Source organism: Methylobacterium sp. Leaf399 (assembly GCF_001424525.1).
In the GTDB taxonomy this organism is placed as follows: domain Bacteria; phylum Pseudomonadota; class Alphaproteobacteria; order Rhizobiales; family Beijerinckiaceae; genus Methylobacterium.
In genome coordinates this window covers 429,401-452,570 of record NZ_LMQK01000023.1, presented here as the reverse complement: position 1 = coordinate 452,570, position 23,170 = coordinate 429,401, and the positions used below count along the sequence as shown (strand labels likewise).

The 23,170-nt window shown below is 71.8% G+C and carries 21 protein-coding genes; 12 read left to right on the top strand and 9 right to left on the bottom strand.

From position 1 onward, the window contains the following. Nucleotides 1-17 precede the first annotated feature (17 nt). Nucleotides 18-1,250, bottom strand: coding sequence for an amidase (locus ASG40_RS13150; RefSeq protein ID WP_055886265.1), 1,233 nt, complete (start codon nt 1,248-1,250; stop codon nt 18-20). A 114-nt stretch (nt 1,251-1,364) separates the two neighbouring features. Here ASG40_RS13150 and ASG40_RS13145 point away from each other — a divergent pair, with 114 nt between their 5' ends. From ASG40_RS13145 to ASG40_RS13125, 5 genes are all read left to right on the top strand, one after another. Continuing rightward, the gene (locus ASG40_RS13145; RefSeq protein WP_055886262.1) at nt 1,365-2,360 is read left to right on the top strand and encodes an extensin-like domain-containing protein; all 996 of its coding nucleotides are present in this window, start codon (nt 1,365-1,367) and stop codon (nt 2,358-2,360) included. A gap of 209 nt (nt 2,361-2,569) precedes the next feature. Beyond that, nucleotides 2,570-3,502, top strand: coding sequence for a hypothetical protein (locus ASG40_RS13140; RefSeq protein WP_156387709.1), 933 nt, complete (start codon nt 2,570-2,572; stop codon nt 3,500-3,502). Nucleotides 3,503-3,682: 180 nt separating this feature from the next. Continuing rightward, complete coding sequence (locus ASG40_RS13135; RefSeq protein WP_055886259.1) at nt 3,683-4,150, top strand: hypothetical protein; 468 nt, start codon at nt 3,683-3,685, stop codon at nt 4,148-4,150. Then, nucleotides 4,147-4,821, top strand: a complete 675-nt coding sequence (locus tag ASG40_RS13130; RefSeq protein ID WP_055886255.1) for a ribonuclease T2 family protein — start codon at nt 4,147-4,149, stop codon at nt 4,819-4,821. The genes ASG40_RS13135 and ASG40_RS13130 overlap by 4 nt, the downstream gene beginning before the upstream one ends. A 4-nt stretch (nt 4,822-4,825) precedes the next feature. Further along, nucleotides 4,826-5,671, top strand: coding sequence for a 23S rRNA (adenine(2030)-N(6))-methyltransferase RlmJ (locus ASG40_RS13125; RefSeq protein WP_055886252.1), 846 nt, complete (start codon nt 4,826-4,828; stop codon nt 5,669-5,671). Between the two features lie 16 nt (nt 5,672-5,687). On the opposite strand, the gene chrA is transcribed toward ASG40_RS13125, so the two are convergent. Together chrA and ASG40_RS13115 are read right to left on the bottom strand one after the other, a co-directional pair. Next, on the bottom strand, nt 5,688-6,917 hold the full coding sequence (chrA, locus tag ASG40_RS13120; RefSeq protein ID WP_200944262.1) for a chromate efflux transporter: 1,230 nt from the start codon (nt 6,915-6,917) through the stop codon (nt 5,688-5,690). 248 nt (nt 6,918-7,165) lie between these two features. Continuing rightward, entirely contained in the window at nt 7,166-8,599 is a 1,434-nt protein-coding gene (locus tag ASG40_RS13115; protein ID WP_055886247.1) for an FAD-linked oxidase C-terminal domain-containing protein, read from the bottom strand. Nucleotides 8,600-8,964: 365 nt separating this feature from the next. Here ASG40_RS13115 and ASG40_RS13110 point away from each other — a divergent pair, with 365 nt between their 5' ends. Then, nucleotides 8,965-9,324, top strand: coding sequence for a c-type cytochrome (locus ASG40_RS13110; protein WP_055886245.1), 360 nt, complete (start codon nt 8,965-8,967; stop codon nt 9,322-9,324). 132 nt (nt 9,325-9,456) lie between these two features. Here the strand turns inward: ASG40_RS13110 and ASG40_RS13105 are convergent, their stop codons facing one another. Continuing rightward, nucleotides 9,457-9,963, bottom strand: a complete 507-nt coding sequence (locus ASG40_RS13105) for a MarR family winged helix-turn-helix transcriptional regulator (protein WP_082524054.1) — start codon at nt 9,961-9,963, stop codon at nt 9,457-9,459. A 595-nt stretch (nt 9,964-10,558) separates the two neighbouring features. On the opposite strand from ASG40_RS13105, the gene ASG40_RS13100 reads away from it, so the two are divergent. After that, nucleotides 10,559-10,981, top strand: a complete 423-nt coding sequence (locus ASG40_RS13100; RefSeq protein WP_055886241.1) for an organic hydroperoxide resistance protein — start codon at nt 10,559-10,561, stop codon at nt 10,979-10,981. A 122-nt stretch (nt 10,982-11,103) separates the two neighbouring features. On the opposite strand, the gene ASG40_RS13095 is transcribed toward ASG40_RS13100, so the two are convergent. Then, nucleotides 11,104-11,619 (bottom strand): TspO/MBR family protein, encoded by a 516-nt coding sequence (locus ASG40_RS13095; RefSeq protein ID WP_055886239.1) that lies wholly within the window; start codon nt 11,617-11,619, stop codon nt 11,104-11,106. A 157-nt stretch (nt 11,620-11,776) separates the two neighbouring features. On the opposite strand from ASG40_RS13095, the gene ASG40_RS13090 reads away from it, so the two are divergent. Together ASG40_RS13090 and ASG40_RS13085 are read left to right on the top strand one after the other, a co-directional pair. Then, nucleotides 11,777-12,946, top strand: a complete 1,170-nt coding sequence (locus ASG40_RS13090) for a trans-sulfuration enzyme family protein (protein ID WP_055886235.1) — start codon at nt 11,777-11,779, stop codon at nt 12,944-12,946. A gap of 59 nt (nt 12,947-13,005) precedes the next feature. Continuing rightward, on the top strand, nt 13,006-13,434 hold the full coding sequence (locus ASG40_RS13085; protein WP_055886233.1) for a hypothetical protein: 429 nt from the start codon (nt 13,006-13,008) through the stop codon (nt 13,432-13,434). A gap of 15 nt (nt 13,435-13,449) precedes the next feature. Here the strand turns inward: ASG40_RS13085 and mdoH are convergent, their stop codons facing one another. After that, nucleotides 13,450-15,378: a glucans biosynthesis glucosyltransferase MdoH gene (mdoH, locus tag ASG40_RS13080; protein WP_082524053.1), complete on the bottom strand. Its 1,929-nt coding sequence runs from the start codon at nt 15,376-15,378 to the stop codon at nt 13,450-13,452. Nucleotides 15,379-15,536: 158 nt separating this feature from the next. On the opposite strand from mdoH, the gene ASG40_RS13075 reads away from it, so the two are divergent. Then, nucleotides 15,537-16,298 carry an SIMPL domain-containing protein gene (locus ASG40_RS13075; protein WP_162243313.1) on the top strand — a complete coding sequence of 254 codons (762 nt, stop codon included), beginning with the start codon at nt 15,537-15,539 and terminating at the stop codon, nt 16,296-16,298. A gap of 261 nt (nt 16,299-16,559) precedes the next feature. After that, nucleotides 16,560-18,044: a glucan biosynthesis protein gene (locus ASG40_RS13070; RefSeq protein WP_055886482.1), complete on the top strand. Its 1,485-nt coding sequence runs from the start codon at nt 16,560-16,562 to the stop codon at nt 18,042-18,044. Nucleotides 18,045-18,273: 229 nt separating this feature from the next. Here ASG40_RS13070 and ASG40_RS13065 read toward each other — a convergent pair whose 3' ends face one another. From ASG40_RS13065 to ASG40_RS13055, 3 genes are all read right to left on the bottom strand, one after another. Further along, nucleotides 18,274-18,966, bottom strand: a complete 693-nt coding sequence (locus ASG40_RS13065) for a uracil-DNA glycosylase (RefSeq protein ID WP_055886227.1) — start codon at nt 18,964-18,966, stop codon at nt 18,274-18,276. Further along, nucleotides 18,963-20,495: a bifunctional metallophosphatase/5'-nucleotidase gene (locus ASG40_RS13060; RefSeq protein ID WP_055886224.1), complete on the bottom strand. Its 1,533-nt coding sequence runs from the start codon at nt 20,493-20,495 to the stop codon at nt 18,963-18,965. The genes ASG40_RS13065 and ASG40_RS13060 overlap by 4 nt, the downstream gene beginning before the upstream one ends. Before the next feature lie 195 nt (nt 20,496-20,690). Then, a complete protein-coding gene (locus tag ASG40_RS13055; protein WP_055886222.1) occupies nt 20,691-21,644 on the bottom strand; it encodes a class I SAM-dependent methyltransferase in 954 nt (317 codons plus the stop codon). A 185-nt stretch (nt 21,645-21,829) separates the two neighbouring features. Here ASG40_RS13055 and hemH point away from each other — a divergent pair, with 185 nt between their 5' ends. Further along, on the top strand, nt 21,830-22,897 hold the full coding sequence (hemH, locus tag ASG40_RS13050; protein WP_082524061.1) for a ferrochelatase: 1,068 nt from the start codon (nt 21,830-21,832) through the stop codon (nt 22,895-22,897). Nucleotides 22,898-23,170: the final 273 nt, after the last annotated feature.

Genomic DNA, 23,170 nt, shown 5'->3' with positions numbered 1-23,170 from the left:
CCCGGACCGCCCCGCGGTCAGGCGGCCAGCGCCGCCTCGATCATCGCCGCCGCCGACAGCGCCCGGCCGTCGTCGCCGAAGCGGGCTATGACCTGGACGCCGAGCGGCAGGCCCGGCCCCGGCACCGGGACGGTGACGCAGGGCACGCCCATCAGGGTCCAGAGGCGATTGAAGGTGGAGGCGCCGGTGCTGGTCAACCCGGCCGGGGCGCGGCCCGGCGCGGAGAGGGTGAGCAGCACGTCGACCTCGCCGAACACGTCCTTGAGGGCGCGCCGGCCGCGATGGGCGCTGCGGCGGGCCCGGTCGTAGTCGGCGGCGCCGATCCCTTGCGCCGCATCGAGCTGCGGCCCCAGCATCGGCCCCAGGGCGGCGCGATGGTGGGCGTATTCCCAGGCCAGCGCCTGACGCGCCTCGACATCCTGCACGATCCCGTGGGCGGCGAAGGCCTCCGCCAGGACATCCGGCAGGGCCAGGTCGCGCACGCTCGCCCCGGCGGCCTCGGCGGCGCGCACGGCCGCGGCGAGGGCGTCGTAGGCGTCCGCCTCGGCGGTGCCGGCGAACGCCTGGCGCACCACGCCGATGCGCGGCGCGCCGGGGGCTTGCGGGAGATCGATCTCGGGGCGGTCGGCCAGGAGCGCCAAGGCATGGGCGACGTCGCGCACGCCGGCCCCGAACAGGCCGAGCGTATCGAGCGCCCAGGAGAAGGTCTTGACGCCGACCATCGGCAGCAGCCGGAACGACGGCTTGACCGCCGCGATCCCGCAATAGGCGGCCGGGCGGATCACCGAGCCGCCGGTCTGGGTGCCCAGTGCCAGGGGCAGCATGCCGGCGGCCACCGCCGCCGCCGAGCCGGCCGAGGAGCCGCCGGGGGTATGGCGCAGGTCGCGCGGGTTGCGGGTGCCGGTCGGGTCGAGGCCGGCGAAGGGGCAGGTGGTGGTCTTGGCGAGCGGAACGGCGCCGAGCGCGCGCAGCCGCGAGACGATGGCGGCATCGGCCTTGGGCCGCCAGCCGGCGTAGATGGCCGAGCCCATCTCGGTGGGCATGTCGGCGGTGTCGATGATGTCCTTGATCCCCACCGCGATGCCGGCCAGCGGGCCGGAGGCGGCCACCACCGGATCGGGCAGGTGGCGCACCAAAGCGCCGACCTCCGCTTCGCGGGCGGCGATCGCCTCCTGGCACAGGGCGACGGCGGCCTGCGGCGAGAGGGCGCCGGAGGCGATGCGGGTGCGCAGATCGACGAGGGACAGCATGGCCCCTCCCGTGTTGCGCCGCGCACGATCTGTCAACAGCCGTCCACAGGCAGCGCGGCGACCGGCTGTCAGCGTTGACGCCCCGTTTACGCGATCGCTCGCATTGTCTCCGTCATGTGGCGTAGCGTTCTCGCGTTTTCCGCCCTTGCGCTGTCTGGCGCGGGGCTCACCGGCTGTGCGCTCAACAAGTTCGAGCAGCGCGAGCCCTGGCGCGACCAGGCCGAACAGGCCTGCCTCGCCAAGAAGCTCGTGGAACAGACCGAGTTCGTCACCCCCGCCAAGGCGATCGAGGGGCCGGGCACCTGCGGCATGCAGCAGCCGTTCCGGGTGACGCGGCTGGGCAAGGGCTCGGTGGCGCTCAAGCAGCGCATGACGCTGGCCTGCCCGGCGATCGCCGAGGCCGAGGCCTGGCTCGCCGACACCATCCAGCCCGCCGCCAGCCTGTACTTCGGGCAGCCGGTGGCCGAGATCAACGCCGGCTCCTACGCCTGCCGCGGCCGCAACAACCAGGTCGGCGCCAAGCTCTCCGAGCATTCGTTCGGCAATGCGCTCGACATCATGTCGTTCAAGCTCGCCGACGGCTACGTCATCACCGTCAAGGGCGGCTGGCGCGGCACGCAGGCCGAACAGGGGTTCCTGCGCGAGGTCTTCTACGGGGCCTGCCAGCGCTTCTCGACCGTGCTGGCGCCGGGTTCGGACATGTTCCACTACGACCACATCCACGTGGATCTCGCCCGCCACGACCCGCGCGGCCTGCGCCGGGTCTGCAAGCCGATCCTCAAGTTCGAGCCGCAGCTGAGCGCCGACGGCAGCGTCCGCCCCGCCACGCGCCGCCCCGCCCCGGCCTACCAGCCGGCGCCGCCCCAGGGACCGGTCGACCTCGAGGAGGACGACCCCTACGGCGCCAGCCCGATGTCCTCCCGGCAGGCGCCGCGCGCGCCCAACCCGGTCGCCCGCGCGCCCGTGGCTCCGTCGGCCTACGCCGCCGCACCGCCGCGCGCGCCGGCCCCGCGCCGTCCGGCCATCGCCGCCTACGAGGAACCAGCCCCGGGCTTCGCCGAGCCGCTGCCGCTCGCCGCGCCCGGCGCGATGCCGGGGCCGATCTACTAGAGATAAGGCCCTCCAGGCGCGGTTCGGACGGACAATCCGTGCCGATCCCACGGATTCCGGCGATCGGATTGTCCATGCCCCGCTTCGTGCGTTGACGGTGATTCCGTGTTTCAAGCATGGCTGAAGCTTCGAGCAGGAGCTTTGCGATGTTGAAGACGGCAGGCGCCCGGGGACATCGGGTGTCACCTCGGTCGGCCAAGACGGTTGAGTTGGCCAAGACGGTTGAGTTGGCCAAGACGAACCCGACCGGGGCGTCCGGCCGTGTCGCCGCCGCCACCGCCCTCGCCCTGTTCGCCGGCCCGGCGCTGGCGGCGGGCGAAATCCCCTTCGAGAAGGCCGGGGGCTGGGAGATCGAGCGCGCGGCGCGCGGCCCGGCCTGCATGATGAGCAAGTCCTACAAGGACCCGGCCGACGACAACGCCGGGAACGCCTTGGTCTTCGCCCTGGCGGGCGACAAGGTCGTGATGACGTTCGTCTACGAGCACTGGACCTGGGACAAGAACGAGAAGATCCGGGTCCCCCTCGTCCTCGACAAGACGACCGCCATCGCGAAGTCCGCCTGGACGGGCGATGGCCAGACCCTGACCGCGGAGCTGCCGGCCACCATCGTGCCGAACCTCCTGGCCGCCAAGACGATGATCCTGAAGCTGGACGGCGCCGACGCGGACTTCAACCTCGCCGGCTTCCCGCAGGGCTACGAGTCGCTGCGGCGGTGCGACAGCGCGCCGGCGGCGGTCGTCGCGGCTGCGGCGCCACCGGCACCGGCCCCGGCGGGGGCTTCCCCCGCAGCCGCGACCCCCTCCGCCCACGTCGCGCAGGCCATGACCTTCCCGGGCGACGGCGACGTTCCGCCTCAGGCGGTCTTCGCCCGCGATACCCCAAAGATCCTGGTGGCCGTCGAGGTGCGCGGCGTGAAGCCCGGCGACACCCTCACGGCGACCTGGGTCGCGGAGAAGACGGGCGCCGCCGCCCCGCCGAACTTCACGATCGCGTCGGTCGCGATCCCGCTGGGGGCGAGTCCGTTGGTCTCGTCCAGCGTCAGCAAGCCCGACACCGGCTGGCCGCCCGGTCAGTACCGGGTCGATCTGAGCCACAACGGCGGCCCGGTGGAGTTCCGCCAGCGCTTCGCGATCAAGGAATAGCCCCGCTGCCCGGATTCGCGCCCGTCACGGCGATGCCCGGTGGTGCCATGGCCGCACTGTGCCCGCCAAACCCCAGGCCGTCGCCAAAACGCGGTGCCCCGCCGCCGTGCGCTTGACAGCGGGGCGGTAGGGACCATCGTCCCGGGGAACCGAAAAAGCCCTCCAGCGGACGACGCCGGCATGCGCCCGAATCCCCTTCTCACCGCCTTCGCCCTCGGCCTGACCCTGGCCGGCGCGCTCCAGCCGGCCCTCGCCCGCTCGGCCCGCGAGGAGATCACCCCGGCCGAGGAGCGGCTGTTTCCCTTCGACGGCGACATTCCCGGCTGCCAGGACACCGCCGTCCTGGAGAAGGTCGCGACCCAGTTCGCCGAGAAGGAGGCGAAGTTCTGGAACTCCTCGCTCACCATCGTGTCCTACGACCGGGTCGAGCGTACCGCCTGGCGGCCCTGGGGCCTCGACACTTACCCGCGCCGGTTCTGCTCGGCGGTGGCCACCACCTCGGATGGAGTCCGCCGCAAGGTCGATTATTCGGTGCGCGAGGGGCTCGGCCTGATCGGGGCGGGCTTCGGCGTCGAGTTCTGCGTCCACGGCCTCGACCGCAACCTCGCCTTCGCCTACGCCACCGCCTGCCGCGAAGCCCGGCCTTGAGGCGCCTCGTCGCGCTGGCCGCAGCCGTCCTCCTGACGGGGCCGGCGCTGGCGCAGGGGTTCGGCGGCGGCTTCAACGAGGACCGCGGCGGCACGCCGGGCACGTTCGACTTCTATGTCCTCGCCCTGTCGTGGTCGCCGGCCTATTGCGAGGGCACGGGAGGGCGCCGGGACGGCGACGGCCAGTGCCGGCCGGGGCGCGGCCTCGGCTTCGTCGTCCACGGCCTGTGGCCGCAATACGCCCGCGGCTACCCGTCCGATTGTTCGAGCGTGGTGCGCGCGCCGACCCGCCAGGCGATCGAGGCCGCCGGCGAGGTCTATCCCTCGGAGGGGCTGGCCCGGCACGAGTGGCGCAAGCACGGTACCTGCTCGGGCCTCGACCCGACCGCCTACTTCCAGGCGGCGAAGCAGGCGCGCCTGGCCGTCACCATCCCCGACGCCTTCAAGAGCGCCAACGAGGAGCGGCGCGCCGCCCCCATCGAGGTCGCCCGCCAGTTCGTGGCGGCCAACCGCGGCCTGCGCCCGGACATGATGTCCGTCACCTGCACCCGCGGCCGGCTGCAGGAGGTCCGCATCTGCTTCTCGAAGGACCTTCGCGATTTCACGCCGTGCCCCGAGGTCGCCCGCCGGAACTGCCGGGCCGGCGAGGTGACGATCGAGGCGGCGCGGTAGGCGCATGAACTACCGCCACGCCTTCCACGCCGGCAATTTCGCGGATGTGCTCAAGCACCTCGTGCTGACGCGGGTGCTGGTGCATCTCCAGGCCAAATCCACCGCGTTTCGGGCCATCGACACCCATGCGGGGCTGGGCTTCTACGACCTGACCGGCGACGAGGCCGGACGCACCGGCGAGTGGCACGACGGCTGGGGCCGCCTCGACGCGCCGTTCTCAGGCGAGGTCGAGGCCCTGCTCGCCCCCTACCGGGCGGCGGTGGCGGCGGTGAAGGCCCGCCACGGCGGGTCGGTCTATCCCGGCTCGCCCGCCCTGATCCGCGAGTTCCTGCGGCCCGGCGACCAGGGCGTGTTCGTCGAGTTGCACCCCGCCGACGCCGAGGTGCTGCGGGCGCGCTACAACCAGGATTCACGCACCAAGGTGATGCATCTCGACGGCTGGACGGCACTCAACGCCATGGTCCCGCCGCCGGAGCGGCGCGGCGTGGTGCTGATCGACCCGCCCTACGAGGAACTCGGCGAGATCGACCGCCTCGGCGCGGCCCTCCTCAAGGCGGTCGCCAAGTGGCCGACCGGCACCTACCTCGCCTGGTACCCGATCAAGGACGTGGTCCTCGTCGACCGGATGGTCGCCGACCTCCACCGCGCGCTCGCCCGTCCCGCCCTGCGCCTCGACCTGATGGTGTCCGAACCCGACCCGACCCGGCTCAACGGCAACGGGCTCATCGTGATCAACCCGCCCTGGCGCCTGGCGCAGGAGGCCGACCTGTTCCTGCCCGCCCTCGCCGAACGGCTGGCACGGCGCGACTACGGCGCGTTCCGCTGCATTCCGTTCGGCGTGGAGGCGTGAGCGGCCTCGCCCGCCGTCATCCCACCCCCGCTCCCGCCAAGGCCCCGCCGATCACCACCAGCCAGGGCGGCGCCCGCCACACGACGAGGGCGAGGTACGCGCTCGCCGCCAGCGCGACGTCGGCGGGCCCACGGATGCCGCCGGTCCAGACCGGGTCGTAGAGGGCGGCGAGCAGCACGCCCACCACGGCCGCGTTGACGCCTGCCAGGATGCGGCGCGCCAGCGGCCGGGTCCGTAGAGACTCCCAGAAGGGCAGGGCGCCGAACACCAGCAGCACCGCCGGCAGGAAGATCGCGCCGAGGCACAGGAGGCCACCGATCCAGCCGTTGGGCTGCGGCCCCATCGCCGCGCCGAGATAGGCGGCGAACGTGAACAGCGGGCCGGGCACGGCCTGGGCGGCGCCGTAGCCGGCCAGGAAGGTGTCGTTGCTCATCCAGCCCGGCGGCACCACCGCGCCCTGGAGGAGGGGCAGCACCACGTGGCCGCCGCCGAACACCAGGGCGCCGGCCCGGTAGAACGCATCGACGAGGGACAGGCCCTGGCTCGGGACGGCGGCGGCGGCGAGGGGCAGCCCGGCCAGGAGGAGGGCGTAGAGGCCGAGGGAGACAAGCCCGGTGGTCCGGCTCAGGCGCGTCCGGGTCGCTTCCGCAGTGGCCGCCGGCGGCGTGCTAGGCAGGAGGGAGGCGCCGGGCAGGAGAGATGCGCCGGGCAGGAAGAACCCGAGGGCGGCGCCGAGCAGGATGGCGCCGATCTGGCCCGTCGTCCCCGGCAGCGCCAGGGCGAGGATCATGGCCGCCACGGCCAGCGTCGCCCGCGTCCGGTCGGGGGCGAGGGTGCGGGCCATCCCGAGCACGGCCTGGGCCACCACCGCCACGGTCACCGCCTTCAAGCCATGCAGCCAGCCGCCGCCGAGGCCCGCGCCGAGTGCCGTCAGCCCGTAGGCGAAGGCGATCAGCAGCAGCGCCGAGGGGAGGGTGAAGGCGGTGAAGGCCGCCAGCGCCCCGAGCGGGCCGGCGCGCAGGAGGCCGATGGCGAGGCCGACCTGGCTCGAGGCCGGGCCGGGCAGGAACTGGCACAGGGCCACGAGATCGGCATAGGCCGCTTCGTCGAGCCAGCGCCGGCGCTCCACGAACTCGGTGCGGAAGTAGCCCAGATGCGCGATCGGCCCGCCGAAGGCGGTGAGCCCGAGCCTGAGGAACGCCAGGAAGACCTCGCCGCCGCCGCCGGAAAGAGGGGCCGGCCTCACCGTCCACCGCAAATATTGACCATGATGCGCAATCGTCCCCCGCGAAGGGATTTAGCGGATGTCGCACTGCGGCCGGAACGGATAGCCTGCGGAACGATTATCCCCGTCAGAGTGCTCTTCCTTCCCAAGGTGCGCGCTTCGACAGCGGCCGGCGATCAAGTCTCAACAGCTTTCCGATCTCCGTCCCACCACTCGGCCCCGCCACCGGATCGCTCGCGATCCCTTCGCGGGGCCTTTTTCGTTTCCGCTCAGGCCGCGACGCGATTGTCGAGGGGAAACACCTTGGCGGGGTTCATCAGCCAGCGCGGGTCGAACACGTTCTTGACCCGCATCTGCTGGTCGAGGTCGGCCTGGGTGTACTGGAACCGCATCAGGTCGCGCTTCTCGATGCCGACCCCGTGCTCGCCGGTGAGGCAACCGCCGACCTCGACGCAGAGCTTGAGGATCGCGTCGCCCGCGGCCTCCGCCTTCTGGAGTTCGCCGGGCGTGTTGATGTCGAACAGGATCAGCGGGTGCAGGTTGCCGTCGCCGGCATGGAACACGTTGGCGACGCGCAGGCCGTGGCCGGCGCAGATCGCGCCGATCCGCTCGAGCACCAGCGGCAGCTGCCCGGTGGGGATGGTACCGTCCATGCAGATGTAGTCGGAGATCCGGCCGGTGGCGCCGAAGGCGGACTTGCGGCCCTTCCAGATCGCCGCACTCTCGGCCTCGCTCTGCGAGACCTTGAAGCTCGTGGGGTTGAAGCCCCGGGCGATCGCGACGATGCGCGCGAGCATGTCGGTGCACTCGGTGTCCGAGCCCTCGACCTCGATGATCAGCATCGCCTCGGCATCGCGCGGGTAGCCGGCCTGGGCGAAATCCTCGGTGATCAGGATCGCCTCGCGGTCCATGTATTCCATCGCCACCGGGATGATGCCCGCCGCGATGATCGCCGCGGTGCAGGCGCCGGCGTCCTCCACCGAGGAGAAGCCGAACAGGGCCGGGCGGGCGCCCTCGGGCCCGCGCAGGATGCGCACGGTGGCCTCGGTGACGATGCCGAGCTGCCCCTCCGACCCGCACACCAGGCCCAGCAGGTCGTAGCCGGCGGCGTCGAGGTGAGCGCCGCCGATCTCCACCACGGTGCCGTCGTGGGTGACGAGGGTGACGCCCAGCAGGTTGTTGGTGGTGACCCCGTACTTGAGGCAATGCGCCCCGCCCGAGTTCATCGCGATGTTGCCGGCGATGGTGCAGGCGAGCTGGCTCGACGGATCGGGGGCGTAGAAGAAGCCCTCGTGGGAGACCGCACCCGAGATGGCGAGGTTGGTGATGCCCGCCTCCACCCGCGCGGTACGGTCGGCGTAGTCCACATCGAGGATGCGGTTCATCTTGGCCACGCCCAGGATCACCGCGTCGGCCTGCGCGATCGCCCCGCCGGCCAGGGAGGTGCCGGCGCCCCGCGCCACCACCGGTACGCCCTGGGCGTGGCAATAGGCCATCACCGCCGAGACCTCGGCGGTGGTGGAGGGCAGCACCACGGCCAGCGGCATCTGGCGGTAGGCGGTGAGCCCGTCGGTCTCGAAGGCGCGGCGCTCGTCCTCGGTTACGATCAGCGCCTCGGCCGCCACCAGGGGCCGCAGGCCGGTGACGATGGCGTCGCGGCGGGCGAGGATGGCGGCATCGGGAACGGGGAAGGCGATCGTCATCGGGCGTTCTCCTCGGGGGCTCCTCGACGGTCCGTCCTTCAGCATTCGCTCATCATCGCCCGGCTAGAACGGGGCGTCCGAGGGCGAGGCGAAGCCGAACCTTGATCGGCATCCTAAAGCAGGTTGCGCGAAAGTGCGCGGCGGTTTTGCCCCGATCGTCATCGAGAGCGAACCTGTCGGGCGCCAAAGGGTTATCGAGCGGGTGCGGACTTCGGGCGTGGGGCGGCGAGGGCTTCCTTTCGCCGCAGGCGCCGGATCCCGGTGGTCCGCGTTCTCAGTTTCGACCTGTTCCAAACGGGCAAGCTCTGCCATAAGCCGGTCGGCCATAAGCAAGCGGCGGTTGCCGCACATGGAGGAATACATCGATGCGTCATCTCATTCTCGGCGCCGCCTTCGCGCTGCTCCTTCCCCTGTCGGCTCAGGCGCAGGATGCCGCCTCCGGTGAGAAGGCATTCGTGGCCTGCAAGGCTTGCCACGCTTTCGGCAAGAACGGCGTCGGCCCCAACCTCACCGGCGTCGTGGGCCGCAAGGCCGCCTCCGTCGAGGGCTACAGCTATTCGGCCGCTCTCAAGGATTCGGGCCTGACCTGGGACGAGGCCACCCTCAAGGAGTGGCTGATCGGCCCCGCCGCCAACAAGGTGAAGGGCACCAAGATGGTCTATGCCGGCCTCAAGGACGAGAAGAAGGTCGCCGACGTGATCGCCTACCTCGCCACCATGAAGTAAGCGCCGCCCTCGACGCGTCGGCCGGACATTCGATCCGGACCGACGTGCCGAGACCAAGCGTGCAGAGACCGGACGTCGAAGCCGTCTCCGATCGATCGGAGGCGGCTTTTTTCATGGTCCGGGGCGGCGTCCTCAGGGGTCTTCGGACTCGAGGCTGCCGTGCAGGGAGCCGCGCAACCCGACGAGCAGGTCGAGAAGGTCGCGGCGTGCCTCCGGGCTCATCCCGCTCATCCCGCCGGCCTTGGCGGGAATGCAGTCGAGCCGGCCCTCGAGTTCCCTGCCCTTGGCGGTCAGGAAGATGCTGACCTGACGCTCGTCGGTGCGGTCGCGGGCCCGGCGGACGTGGCCGGACGCCTCCATCCGCTTGAGGAGGGGCGTCAGCGTGCCGGAATCGAGGAAGAGGCGGTTGCCGATCTCCTTGACGGTCAGCCCCTCGCTTTCCCACAGCACCATCAGGACGAGGTATTGTGGATACGTGAGGTCGTGGCGCGTCAGCAGGGCGCGATAGGCGCGTCCGAAAGCGTGGGCGGCGGAATAGACCGCAAAGCAGAGCTGCGCGTCGAGCCGCTGGGCATCCCCGGCCGGGGGCGCCTCGGCGGGGGCGTCCTGCGCCGTTGCGATGGTGTGCCGGCCCGTCATGATCCGCCGTTCCGCCGGGCGATGTCGCCGCGATTTTTTGCATTCATTCCGGACCTTAGGGATATCCGGCATGCGGCACAATCCAGGGGCGGGGATCGTTCGGGCCAATCGGGTTCACCCGATCGCCGTTGGGGATCGTGTCAGAGTTCCGAACCCAGCGGACTGTCATCGCGTGCGGCCGAGACGGCCACGCTCCCATCATTCCGGTCTGGGGAGCAGGGCCCGGAATCCAGGACCACCACATGCGTACAAGACGGCTAGCGTCGGCGGCCCCAGGTTCCGGGTTCGCCTGCGCGGCGCCCCGGAAAGACGGGGAGGGTGCGTGACCGGTACGGCTCGCCGTTTCGCTCGGCGCGTCGTCGACCCGGGTTCGGAGTTCCACGGTACCCGTCCCTGGCACGGGCACGCCGTCGCGGTGGAGCGCACGCGCCCCCTTGCAACAAACTCGATTGCGCACAATCTGGTTCTGAGGCAAGGCGGCGGTCGGCGCGTCCGGTCACCGCATCGGCGCGGAACGGCAGGCCGCCCTCGGGCCTTTTACCGACGCCACCGTCCCACGCGACAGCCGGCCCCCGCGCACAACCAGGAGATCGACATGAAGGCTCTCTATACCGCCCACGCCCATGCCACCGGCGGCCGCGAAGGCTCCGCGGCCACCGACAACGGCGCGCTCAGCGTTGGCCTCTCCACTCCGAAGGAGCTCGGCGGCGGCGGCGGCAACGGCACCAACCCCGAGCAGCTGTTCGCGGCCGGCTACGCCGCCTGCTTTCTCGGCGCGATCAAGTTCGTGGCGGCCAAGGACAAGGTGAAGATCTCCGACAACGCCAAGGTCGAGTCCACCGTCGGCATCGGCCAGCGCGACGACGGCGCCGGTTTCGGCCTCGTGGTGACCCTCAAGGCGACCCTGCCCGGCGTCGACCCCGAGGTCGCCGCCGACCTCGTCAAGCGCGCCGACGTGGTCTGCCCCTATTCCCACGCCACCCGCGGCAACATCCAGGTCGACATCTCGGCGGCCTGATACGGTTTCCGCTTGGATCAAAAGCGGGAACCGTATCACCGAGCCCGCGCGGCGCCTGAGCGAAGCCCATTTCCGCATCACGAAGTGATCAACCGGAAATGGGATGAGGCGGCGGCCCGCGCTCAGTTGAGCTGCCAGAGCGCCGCGTTGAGAAGGGTCGCGAAGGCGACCCAGGCGGCGTAGGGCACCAGCAGCCAGGCGGCGATCCGGTCGTAGCGCCAGCTCGCCCGGATCGTCCACAGGATCATCACGAGCAGCGCCACCACCACGACGAGGCCCGCGCCCATGGCGTGGGCCGAAAAGAACACCGGCGTCCAGGTGGCGTTGAGGACGAGTTGCGCCGCGAAGGCGGCGACCGCCAGCCACCAGCCGCGCGAGGTCGGTCCGGTGCGGGGCCGCGCCCCGAGCAGCCGCCAGGCCGAGGCGACGATCATCAGGTCGAGGATCGTCCAGGCGACCGGAAACGCCCAGTTCGGCGGGTTGAAGCTCGGCTTCTGCAGGTGGGCGTACCAGCCCTCGATGTTGGGGGTCGTGGCCATCGACCCGATCACCGCGGTGGCGGTCACCGGCAGGATCGCCAGGGCGAGGCGCGGAAACAGGGGAGGCGGCGCGCTCGGCACCCTCGTGACGGTGGTCATGGAACCGCGGGTTCTCCAGATGGGGCGGGGCGGGCCCGCGCGTCACGCCTGAGCTTGCGATCCCGATCCCGTTCTGCAAGTCCCGATCGACAAGGCCCGATCGACAAGGCCCGATCGACACAGTCCGATCGACACCGCCTCGCCAGGAGCATCGACCATGACGCAGTCCGACCCGCCCGACGAGGCCGGCCGTCCGGTGTGGGCGCGGCGCAGCCTCGCCGCGCAGGCGATGGGCGCCGTCGACCCGGCGACGCGGGCGGTGGTGGCGCCGCTCCACGTCTCCACCACCTTCCTGCGCGATCCCGACAACGGCTACAGCTCGGGCTATTCCTACGCCCGGCCCGACAACGCCACGGTGCGCGACTGCGAAGCCGTGGTCGCGATGCTCGAGGGCGCGCCGGCCGCGATGCTGTTCGGCTCCGGCATGGCCGCGGCCACCGCGGTGTTCGGCGCCCTCGAACCCGGCGACCACGTGGTGGTGCCGCGCGTGATGTACTGGGGCCTGCGCCGCTGGCTCATGGCCGAGGCGCCGCGGCGGGGTCTCGAGATCGACGCCGTCGCCATGGACGATCTCGATGCCCTCAGGGCGGCGATGCGGCCGGGCCGGACCAGGCTCGTCTGGATCGAGACTCCCGGCAATCCGCTCTGGACCATCACCGACATCGCCGCGGCCGCGGCCATCGCGCATGAAGCCGGGGCGCGTCTGGCCATCGATTCCACCGCCGCCTCGCCGATCCACACCCGGCCGCTGGCGCTCGGCGCCGACATCGTGATGCATTCGGCCACCAAGATCCTCAACGGCCATTCCGACGTTGTCGCCGGGGTGCTCGCCACCGCCATCCGCGACGCCACCTGGGAGCGGATCGGGGCGATCCGTTCGGGGGGCGGGGCGATCCTCGGGCCGTTCGAGGCCTACCTGCTGATGCGCTCCCTGCGCACCCTGCCCCTGCGGGTGGCGGCCCAATCGGCCACGGCCGCCGATCTCGCGCAGCGGTTCTCGCGCCATCCCCGCATCACGGGGGTGCTCTATCCGGGCCTGCCCGACGACCCCGGCCACGCCGTCGCCGCCCGGCAGATGCAGGGCGGTTTCGGCTTCATGCTCTCGATCCGGGTGGCGGGCGGCGAGGCGGCGGCCATCGCCGCGGCGGCGCGGGTGCGGCTGTGGAAGCGGGCGACGTCGCTCGGTGGCGTCGAGAGCCTGATCGAGCACCGCGCGTCCGTCGAGGGGCCGGGCACGCCGTGCCCGCCGGACCTGCTGCGGCTCTCGGTGGGGATCGAGGACGGCGACGACCTGTTTTCCGATCTCGACGCGGCGCTGCAATCCTGACGCGATCGAATTCCCCCCTCGCGCGTTGGGGAGGGCCCTTCTCGCGAGACCGCCAGCCCATGACCCTCCACCGCCTCCTGACGAGCGCCGCCGTCCTCGTCGCGCTCGCCCAGCCGCTGCATGCGCAGGGCGCGCCCCCCGACCTCGACCTCGAGGCCACCTGCCGCTCGGCCGGGTCGATCAGCACCGGCACGCAGAAGGAGAGCCGGGACGGCTGTCTGCGCTCCGAGCGGGAGGCGAGGGACGAGGTCAAGCGCCGGTGGGGCGAGTTCACCCCGGCGGCCAAGACCCAATGCGGCAAGCAGGCCCAGCTCGGCGGTTCGCCGGGCTACGTCGAGATGGTCACCTGCCTCGAACTGGCCAGCGGCAACCAGGGCACCGGCACCGACGGCGTCAAGGGCAAGCCGAGCCGGACGACGCCGGTCCAGCCGGCTCCCGAGCAGCGCACCAACCCCATCGACGTCCTGGGCAGGCCCGCCGGGAAGTAGGACGACCGGCGGGTATCAGTGCGGCGAGCCCGCCCGCACCTCCTCCGGCCGCCAGACCGGCTCGCCGGCGCGGGTGGGGCGCCCCGGCTGCCCGCCCGCGGCGGCAGGGGCGCCGCCCCGGCTCTGGGCGAGATCGATGAGCTCGGGCGCCTGGGCGGTGTCGTCGGCGGTGAGGAACAGCCTGCGGGACCGCGCGGCGCGGCCGAGGTCGGCCCGGCTCGTGAGCACGCTCTGGGCGGGGCTCGTGAGAAGGGCGAGGGCGATCGGGCCCAGCCACAGGGCGAGCCAGAGGTCGCCGGCATAGACGAGGAGGCCTGCGAGCACGGCGCCCACCACCAGGGCGTCGGCCTGCAGGCGGCAGGCCTCGCGCCAGGGCACCTGGCGGTCGTCGCGGACCTGGACGTCCCAGCGCACCACCCGGCCGAGGAAGGTGGTGGCCACCGCCCCGGCTGCGAACAGCGTCATCACCGGCCACAGCAGCACCCAGACCACCTGTTCGAGAGCCGCGCTGATCAGCAGCGAGCGGGTGCCGCCGAAGGCCGCCCGGCGCTCGGCCGAGGCCAGGACGTGGCCGAGGCTGAGCAGTTTCGGCAGAGCCATCGTGCCGATGGTCAGGACGGCGAGCGCATGGGCGGCGGGGCCGGTGCCGGTCAGCCCGTAGGCGAGCAGGCCGAGGTCGCCGGTGAGGGCGGCCTGCGTGCCGGCGGCGGCCAGGAAGGCCAGCCACAGCGGGCAGGCGAGGTAGGAGAGGATGCCCACGGCCAGGTGCCAGCGACTGGCGCCGCGCAGGCCCGGCATGCCCACGACTCGCAGGTGCTGCATGTTGCCCTGGCACCAGCGGCGCTCGCGGCCGAGGAGATCGACGAGGTTGGTCGGCATCTCCTCCCAGGTGCCTCCCATCTCCGGCAGGAGGCGCACCTCCCAGCCGGCCCGGCGCAGGAGGGCGCCCTCGACGATGTCGTGGCACAGGATCTCGCCGCCCAGGGGCGCCTTCCCCGGCAGCACCGGCAGCTCGGCGTTCTGCGCGAAGGCCTCGATCCGCAGGATGGCGTTGTGGCCCCAGTAGCTGCCGTCCGGCCCCTGCCAGGTTTCCAGGCAGCGGATGGCCAGCGGCGCGTAGAGCCGCACCGCGAACTGCTGGATGCGGGCGAACAGGGTGTCGCGGCCGGCGGCGTAGCTGACGGTCTGGATCAGGCCGACCGCGGGGGCTTCCTCCATCAGCCGCACGAGGCGGCGCATGGTGGCCCCGGTCATCAGGCTGTCGGCATCGAGCACGATCATGAAGTCGTACTCGGGGCCGTAGGTCTTGCAGAACTCGGTGATGTTGCCGGCCTTGCGGCCGGTGTTGCGCTCGCGGCGGCGGTAGCGGAACCGCGGCAGGCCGGGCCCGTTCTGCGCCGCCCAGGCGGTGATGCGCGCGAACTCGTGTTCCTCCACCGCGGCGATGGCGCCGTCGCGGGTGTCGGACAGGACGAAGAGGTCGATGTCGTCGCCGTGCCCGCCCTCGCGCTGGAGCGAGCGGGCCATGACGCGCAGGGCGGAGAACACCGCCACCGCGTCTTCGGCATGGATCGCCACCACCGCGGCGGTGCGGCTTTCGCCCGAGGCCCGGGTCGGCACGGTGGCCGCGCGCCGTTCCAGCGCCGATTGGGCACGCGCGCCCATTCCCGCGGCGATCAGGCCGTAGAGGTACTGCCAGGCGACGAAGGACTGCCAGGTCATCACGAGGGCGAACAGCGTGAACACGCTCCAGCCGAGGGCGCCCACCGGGCGGCCGTAGGCGGCAAGGGCCAGCCCGGCGATGGCGCCGGCGGTGCCCAGCGTCGCCAGCGCCAGCGCCATCCGGCGGCGGGCCAGGGTCGCGGCGAGGCCGGGCTCGTCCCGGATCTCGGGCGCCTCGACCTCGGGGTGGCGCGCATCGTGTGGCGACCGGAGAAGCGACATGGCGGAACAACAATCGCGAGCGGGACAAGGCGGCTTGCAGCCTGGGGACGACATAGGGGCCGCACGCCTGAATGTCGCCCGAACGAGCGCGAGGGCTCGGCTTCAGGCGCCGGGGCGTCCATAACGCTCCCGACGCAGCGGATGACGAGGGTCCGACGATGGGACGACGAGCGACGGCGGCGGGGCGCCTCCTCCTGTGCGGCGCATTCCTGTGCGGCCCGCTGTCCGTGCCGGTCCGGGCGCAGGTCTCCGTGCCACCGACACCCGCGATGGAGTCGGTCGGCCAGGTCCGCGAAATGCTGGCGCCGGACCGGGCCGGGATCGCCTTGCGGATCGAGGCGACGGGGGCCACCGCCGAGGCGGCGAGCCGAAGCCTCGCGGCCAAGGTGAACCGGGTGCTCGGCGTCGTGACGGCGGCGGGCATCGCGGAGGCCGACACCGAGAGCGACGGCCCCACCGTCCAGGAGCTCTACGAGACGGTGCGCGACGAGCGCGGCCGCGAGCAGATCGAGAAGCGGCGCCGTACCGGATACAGCGCCGCCTACGGATTGACCCTCACCACGTCGAACCTCGCGGGCCTGCCCGAGCTGCTGCCCCGTCTGTCCGAGGCCGAGGGCCTCGTCAGCGGGGTCGAGTTCAGCCTGAGCGACGCGCGCAGCCGCCTCCTCGCCCTCGAGGAGCGCGCCGTGAAGGACGCGCTGGAACGGGCCGGCCGGCTGATCGCGGCCTCGGGCGCCAGGCCCGGCCGCATCCTGGCCATCGCCATCCCCGGCGACGAGGGCATGGACATGCGTCGGGCCGGCAGGCCCATGAAGGCGGCGGCCCCCGCGGCCGACCGCGAAATCCGCCTGCCGATCCGGCCCGGCCGCATCACGATCGAGGCGCGGGTGAGCGTGACGGTGGAGATCGTGGCGCCGTGAAACGATCGTCCGGCGATCGGATCGGTTCTTGCCGGCCGCCCTTGTCCGCACGGGCGGCCCCCGACATGAGACGGTGCGAAGCGTCACAGCCCCACGTTCGTTCGAAGCCTGCACGATCGTTCCGAGAAAGAACCGATGACGGATACCTCCCTCCCGCCCGATCCCGACGCCCTCTCCCGGCGCGGCCTGCTCCAGGCGGGTCTCGCCACGGCCGCCGGGGCGCTGCTGCCCGCCGCCGCCCTCGGCCAGGAGGGCGCGCCGATGACCTTCGAGGGTGTCGTCGCCCAGGCCCGCGCGCTGGCGGAGGCGCCCTACCAGCCCCAGCCCGACGACCTGCCGCCGGCCCTGGCCAAGCTCGACTACGACGCCTATCGCGCCATCATCTTCCGGCCCGAGGCCGCCCCCCGGCTCAACCGCCTGTTCTCGGTGCAGCTGTTCCACCGCGGCTTCCTGCAGAGGAAGCGCGTCGCCCTCTACCTTCAGAGCGACGTCGGGGCGCCGCGCCGGATCGCCTACGCGCCGGGCCTGTTCCAGCTCGGCGACAAACTCGCCGGCCGGAGCTTCTCGACCGAGCTCGGCTTTGCCGGCTTCCGGCTGCACTACGCCTTCGACCCGGCGAATGCCGGCCGCCAGGAGGAGTTCCTGGTTTTCCTCGGGGCCTCGTATTTCCGCTTGCGCGGCAAGGGCCAGGAGTACGGCCTGTCGGCGCGCGCGGCTGCGATCGACACCGCCAACCCCGGCCACCCGGAGGAGTTTCCCGACTTCACCGCCTTCTGGATCTGTGAACCGGAGCCCGAGGCGCGGGCGGTGACGGTGCTGGCGCTGCTCGATTCGCCGAGCCTGTCGGGGGCCTACCGGTTCGACATCGCGCCGGGCGACCCCTCGCGCATCACGGTCACGTCCTCGCTGCACCCGCGCCAGGCGATCGGGCGGCTGGGGATCGCACCCCTCACCAGCATGTTCCTGCACGGCCAGAACGGGCCGGGCGCGCGCAACGCCGTGCCCCTCGACGATTACCGGCCGCAGGTCCACGATTCCGACGGGTTGGTGGTGGCCACACCCGGCGACCGGGCATGGCGGCCGCTCGTCAACGGCCGGGCCGGGCCGCAGGCGTCCCTGTTCCGGGCCGACGACCTCGTGGGCTTCGGGCTTCTGCAGCGCGAGCGCCGCTTTGCCGCCTATCTCGACGTCCAGGCCCGGCAGGAGGCCCGTCCCGGCCTGTGGGTGGCCCCCCAGCAGCCGGGCGGCTTCGGGCCGGGCGCGGTGGAGCTGTTCGAGATCCCCTCCCGGGAGGAATACGCCGACAACATCGTGGCCGCCTTCGTCCCGAACGGACCGGTCGCGCAGGGCGCGCGCCTCTCCTTCGACTACACCCTGACCACGGTGGGCCAGGAGCCCGACCCGGCCATCCCCGGCGACCTGGCGCGGGTGGTCTCGACCCGGGTCGGGTCACCCGACCAGTTGCGCGTGGTCAAGCCGCCGATCCCCGGGCGTCGCCTCTTCGCCATCGACTTCGAGGGCGCGAACCTGCCCGACAGCGCGGAGGCCGACATCACCGCCAGCGTCTCGGCCAGCGCCGGCAAGATGGTCGATCCGGTGATGGAGAAGGTCACGCCCACCGGCGGCTGGCGCCTCTACGTCGAATGGCGTCCCCCGACCCCGCTGCCCCCCGGCGACATCGTGCTGCGCGCCCGCCTGATGTTCGGCGGCAAGCCGGTGAGCGAGACCTGGGACGCGGTGGTGTAGCGGTAGGATCTCGCGCTCAAAGCCTGTTTGATCCGTATTTCCAAGGCTTTCCCTCATCCTGAGGTGCCGCGAAGGCGGCCTCGAAGGAGACCTCCAGGGATCGCGGCGTCCCCTGGAGGTCTCCTTCGAGGCTCCTTGCCAAGGCAAGGAGCGCCTCAGGATGAGGGAAGGAGCCGGGACACGCTGTCTTGGCCCGCGGGGATGAGCTGATATCGTTGGTCGAACAGGCTCAATCCAAACGCCAGTCGATCGGCGCGACGCCGTTCCGCACCAGCCAGTCATTCGCCTTGTCGAAGGGTCGTGAGCCGGCAAAGTCGCGCAGGCGGTTGAGGGGCGAGGGGTGGCCGCTCTCGACGATGCCGTGGCGGTTCGTGTCGATCAGGGCGGCCCGCGCCCTCGCCGGGGCGCCCCACAGCAGGAACACCACCGGGCGGCCCTGGGCGGAGAGGTGGCCCACGACCTCGTCGGTGAGGGCCGACCAGCCGTAGCGCAGGTGCGCGCCGGCCTTGCCGGCCTCCACCGTGAGGGCCGTGTTGAGCAGGAGCACGCCGCGCCGCGCCCAGGGGGAGAGGTCGCCGGTGGGCGGCACCGGCGCGCCGCCGGGGCATTCGGCCAGGATCACCTTGAGGGAGGCCGGAAGCCGGCGCGGGCCGACGTAGGAGAAGGCGAGGCCATGGGCGTCGCCCGGCGTCGGGTAGGGGTCCTGTCCGAGGACCACGGCCTTCACCGCCTCGGGCGGCGTCAGCGCCAGCGCCGCGAAGATGTCGTCCGGGGCGGGCAGCACCGTGGCGCCCTCGGCGATGCGCGCATCGATTCTGGTTGCCACCGCGTCGGCCGCTCCGCCCTTGAAGAACGGCAGTTCCAGCCAGCCCGACCCGCAGGCGCGGAAGCGGGCGAGCGCGGTGGCGACGGGCCCCGTCACCGGATCACGATGCGGCCCTGCGCCTCCACGCCCAGGGGGGCCTTTTCGCGGATGAAGGCCATCACCTCGTTGGCGAGCAGCCTGCCGTCGCTCGGAGAGACCAGGGTGCGGCCTTCCGAGAGGGCGCTGTAGCCGTTGCCGCCGTCGAACAGGAAGCTGTTGGAGGCGACCGTGTAGCTGCGCGATTCGTCGAGGGCGCCGCCGGCGACGCTGATGGCGCTGATGCGCCGGCCCGGCGGCCTGGTGGCATCGACGGTGACGGCGAGACCCGAGACCTGCGGGAAGCGCCCGGCCGGCCGGCCGACCTCGCCGAACCCGGTCTCGAGCAGGCTGCGGATCTGGGCGCCGGTGAGCGAGACCAGCACGGTGGTGTTCCCGAACGGCAGCTCGCTCAGGATGTCGCGGCGGGTCAGCACGGTGCCGGCCGGGTAGAGCTTGTCGCCGCGGATGCCGCCGCCGTTGGTGATCGCGATCTCGGCCTTGTGGGAGGAGCGCAGGGCGTCGGCCACGAGGTTGCCGAAGCTGGACTCGCGGGCCCGCACCGTGGCGATCCGGCTGTCGAGTTCGCCCTCGGTGACGCCGACCGGCACGTCGAGCTCGCGCGACAGCCGCGATTCGAGGCGTGCCACCACCGCGGCGGCCTCCGGGTCCGGCGGCACGGTGCTGGTGTCGTGGATGCGAAAGCTCGGCCGCCACGCGACCTGCCGGGTCTTGCCCTGGCCGGTGACGGTGGCGAAGACGTCGAGGGCGGTGACGAAGCGGGCGTCGAAGCTCGATTCGACCATGGCGCGCTGGCCGTCATAGCGCACCACGAGGTCGTGGTCGTGGCCCGACAGCAGGATGTCGACGAGGCCGGTGGCCAGGATCGCCTCGTCGAGGGCGCGGCCGGTGTGGGCGACGCAGACGACGAGGTCGGCGCCGGCGGCGCGCAGGGCCGGGGCCTCCCGGGCGAGCGCCTGCAACTCGGGCTCGAACACGAGGTCGCCGGGGCTCGATTTCTCGGCGGTGGTGGAGAGGGTGAGGCCGAGGAGGCCGACCTTGACGCCGCCGAGGGTGACGAGAGTGCTGTCGCGCAGGCCGTGCAGCCGCTGGCCCCCGGCATCGCGCAGGTTGGCGGCGAAGACCGGGAAGTTCGCTTCGCCCATGCGCTGGACGAACACCGCCGGGCCGAAGTCGAATTCGTGGTTGCCGGGCACGAAGATGTCCGGCGGCGCGATGTTGAGGAGTTCGACGATGTGGGCGCCGCGGTCGAAGCCGGACATCAGCGAGGGCGACAGCGAATCGCCGGCGTGGGCGTAGAGCATCGGCACGCCGCGTGCCCGCTCGGCCCGCACCACGGCGGTGAGGCGGGGAAAGCCGCCGCGCCCCTCGTGCTCGGCCATCCGGTAGACGTCGTTGACGAGAAGGAGCGTGAAGGTCGGCTCCTGAACCGGCGCCTGAATCGCCGCATGCGCCGGCCCTGCGATGCCCGTCGCGAGGCCCGCTCCGAGACCGAGACCGAACGTCTGGCGGCGGTTGGGAGGGGACATGATGGCGATCGTCTCCGGAACGTGGTTGCGACCACGATGTGGTGAATACCTTATACCAGCGACCTTCGACCGCGTCCGGTCAAGGGCACCCGCACACCGGACGGGACAGGATCGCTGGTGGTGACCGTCGGTCTTAGACCGACGATCATGAAGGTCAGACAACAGCCGGGCGGCGGCTCCCGCGAAAAAACCGGCTCAGCGCGAGGAGAAAGTGTCGCGCACCGCCTTGGCATTGCGCCGCAGCATCGGCAGCACCCAGGCGCCCGAGGCCAGGAAGGCGCCCGGCGCCATCGGTTCGAGGTCCACCGCCAGGCGTTCGGCGAGGCCGGGGTTGGCGAGGGCCGGCATCGGCGCGTCGGTGCGCCGGTAGACCACCGTCGTGTCCTCGCGCCAGAAATCGGGATGCGGCACCAGGCCGGCGCGGCGGGCCGTGAGGTCGAGGGTCTGGCGCACGAAGCCGTGGACGTGGGCGAAGTGGAAGCGCTCGTGGGGCGGTTTGCCGGTGGCGGCCATGTTGGGCACGGCGATGTAGAGCAGCCCGTCCGGCTTGAGCCAGCGCACGAGGCGCAGGGCAACGTCGGCGGGATCGCGCAGGTGCTCGAAGACGTGGTGGGTGGTGATGACGTCGAAGTAGCCGGGCGCGAAGCGGTCGTCCTCGGCGTCGTCGAGGACCTCGATGCCGTGGTGCGTCCGGGCGTAGGCCGCGTAGTCGCGCCCCGGCTCGACGCCCACCGCCTCGCAGCCGAGCCCGCGGGCCGCGGCCAGGAACTCCCCCGAGCCGGACCCGAAATCGAGCACCCGCGCGCCGGGCTTGAGCTTGGGCGCCAGCAGTTCGGCCCGGAACGCCGCCTCGCGGGCGCTGCGCTTGAGATGGTGGCGCGGCGGCCCGCCGGCGAAGGCGAGCTGGTAGTCGGCCCGGTAGGCGTGGGCGTAGTAATGCGCCAATTCGTCGGGCGTCGGCATCGGGTCGGTGCGGATCAGGCCGCATTGGGCGCAGGCGACGGAGCGCAGCGTCTTCAGCCGGCGGTCGCTCTTGGCCACCACCACCGCCTCGGCCGAGCCGCAGAGATTGCAGGCCGTGGCCTCACCCCTGTACGGATAGCCGGTGAACGGCATGAAGTGGTTCAGGAAGTACCGGGGAGACGGCATGTCGCGCCTTGATCGATCGGGGCATCGCTGGCAGGGCCTGTGATCTAGTTAGATATGCACGGGTAGACAACCGTGCCCTATGTGGCCGGTCAGGCCGCCGCCGCGTCGGTGCCCCAGCGGGAAGTGTGATGAACGAACGCGTCGAACCGGCCCAGGTGAATCCGGCCCAACTGCAGCCGGCCCCGATGAAGCAGGCCCAGGTGCATCCGGCCTCGGCGCCGGTGAGCCAGCCCGTCGCCGGCACCCTGCCGCCCGAACATCCGGCCGTGCGTTGGGGCCGCGTCGGCGTGCTCCTGATGAACCTTGGCACGCCCGAGGGCACCAGCTACTGGCCGATGCGCCGCTACCTCAAGGAGTTCCTCTCGGACCGGCGCGTCATCGAGGTGCCGCGCCTGATCTGGTGGCCGCTCCTCAACCTCGTGATCCTGACCAAGCGCCCGGGTCCGAAGGGGCGCGACTACGCCAGCGTCTGGAACAACGAGCGCAACGAGGGCCCCCTCAAGACCATCACGCGCGGCCAATGCGAGCGCCTGCAGGAGATGATGGGCGACCGCGTCGTGGTCGATTGGGCGATGCGCTACGGCAAGCCGGAGGTGTCGCTCCGCCTGCAGGCCCTGCTCGACCAGGGCTGCGACAAGATCCTCCTGGTGCCGCTCTACCCGCAATACGCCGCCGCGACCTCGGCCACCGCCTGCGACCAGGCCTTCAAGGCCCTCATGCAGATGCGCTGGCAGCCCACCGTCCGGGTCTCGGCGCCCTATCACGACGACCCGGTCTACATCGAGGCGATGGCCCAATCGATCCGCGAGGGGCTGGCCAAGCTCGACTTCGACCCGGAGGTGATCCTGACCTCCTTCCACGGGGTGCCCAAGAGCTACCTCCTCAAGGGCGACCCCTACCATTGCCAGTGCGTGAAGACCGGCCGCCTCATCCGCGAGGCGCTGGGGTTCTCGCCCGAGCGCATGCGCACCACCTTCCAGTCGCGCTTCGGCAACGAGGAATGGCTCAGGCCCTACACCGACGAGACCGTGCAGACCCTGGCCAAGGAAGGCGTCAAGCGCATGGCGATCGTGGCGCCGGGCTTCACCGCCGACTGCCTCGAGACGCTGGAGGAACTCGACGGCGAGAACCGCCACTACTTCGAGGACAACGGCGGCGAACGCTTCGCCTATATCCCCTGCCTCAACGACAGCGACCTCGGCATGAAGGTCATCGCCAACGTGGTGAACCGGGAGTTGCAAGGCTGGGCGTGAGGGAAGGCCGTCAGCCGCAGGACGGCGGTGGTCGAGCGACGGCACCGCTTCGCGGCACTCCCTCGGCGGCGTCCCGGATCATCCCTCCCGTCGCTACGGGCATCCGGGAGAGGGTCGGGTTTCACGCGTCGCGCTGAAGCGCTGCTTTCCGGAAAGGCGTCTGCCCATACGCCGGGCGCCGCCCTTCCACCGCCGTGACGGTGCAGGGGGCGACGACGGGGAAAGACCTCTGTCGCCAAACACGGCCCGGGTTGATAAGGGCTCACCATCGAC

Excerpts from the sequence above, each read along its gene's own strand:
- ASG40_RS13090 (WP_055886235.1), top strand. The coding sequence starts at position 11,777 with ATGACGCAGTCCGACCCGCCCGACGAGGCCGGCCGTCCGGTGTGGGCG.
- hemH (WP_082524061.1), top strand. The coding sequence starts at position 21,830 with ATGAAGCAGGCCCAGGTGCATCCGGCCTCGGCGCCGGTGAGCCAGCCC.
- ASG40_RS13055 (WP_055886222.1), bottom strand. The coding sequence starts at position 21,644 with ATGCCGTCTCCCCGGTACTTCCTGAACCACTTCATGCCGTTCACCGGC.
- ASG40_RS13150 (WP_055886265.1), bottom strand. The coding sequence starts at position 1,250 with ATGCTGTCCCTCGTCGATCTGCGCACCCGCATCGCCTCCGGCGCCCTC.
- ASG40_RS13110 (WP_055886245.1), top strand. The coding sequence starts at position 8,965 with ATGCGTCATCTCATTCTCGGCGCCGCCTTCGCGCTGCTCCTTCCCCTG.
- ASG40_RS13125 (WP_055886252.1), top strand. The coding sequence starts at position 4,826 with ATGAACTACCGCCACGCCTTCCACGCCGGCAATTTCGCGGATGTGCTC.
- ASG40_RS13075 (WP_162243313.1), top strand. The coding sequence starts at position 15,537 with ATGGGACGACGAGCGACGGCGGCGGGGCGCCTCCTCCTGTGCGGCGCA.
- ASG40_RS13070 (WP_055886482.1), top strand. The coding sequence starts at position 16,560 with ATGACCTTCGAGGGTGTCGTCGCCCAGGCCCGCGCGCTGGCGGAGGCG.
- ASG40_RS13135 (WP_055886259.1), top strand. The coding sequence starts at position 3,683 with ATGCGCCCGAATCCCCTTCTCACCGCCTTCGCCCTCGGCCTGACCCTG.
- ASG40_RS13145 (WP_055886262.1), top strand. The coding sequence starts at position 1,365 with ATGTGGCGTAGCGTTCTCGCGTTTTCCGCCCTTGCGCTGTCTGGCGCG.
- ASG40_RS13085 (WP_055886233.1), top strand. The coding sequence starts at position 13,006 with ATGACCCTCCACCGCCTCCTGACGAGCGCCGCCGTCCTCGTCGCGCTC.
- ASG40_RS13115 (WP_055886247.1), bottom strand. The coding sequence starts at position 8,599 with ATGACGATCGCCTTCCCCGTTCCCGATGCCGCCATCCTCGCCCGCCGC.
- mdoH (WP_082524053.1), bottom strand. The coding sequence starts at position 15,378 with ATGTCGCTTCTCCGGTCGCCACACGATGCGCGCCACCCCGAGGTCGAG.
- ASG40_RS13105 (WP_082524054.1), bottom strand. The coding sequence starts at position 9,963 with ATGACGGGCCGGCACACCATCGCAACGGCGCAGGACGCCCCCGCCGAG.
- ASG40_RS13060 (WP_055886224.1), bottom strand. The coding sequence starts at position 20,495 with ATGTCCCCTCCCAACCGCCGCCAGACGTTCGGTCTCGGTCTCGGAGCG.
- ASG40_RS13095 (WP_055886239.1), bottom strand. The coding sequence starts at position 11,619 with ATGACCACCGTCACGAGGGTGCCGAGCGCGCCGCCTCCCCTGTTTCCG.
- ASG40_RS13100 (WP_055886241.1), top strand. The coding sequence starts at position 10,559 with ATGAAGGCTCTCTATACCGCCCACGCCCATGCCACCGGCGGCCGCGAA.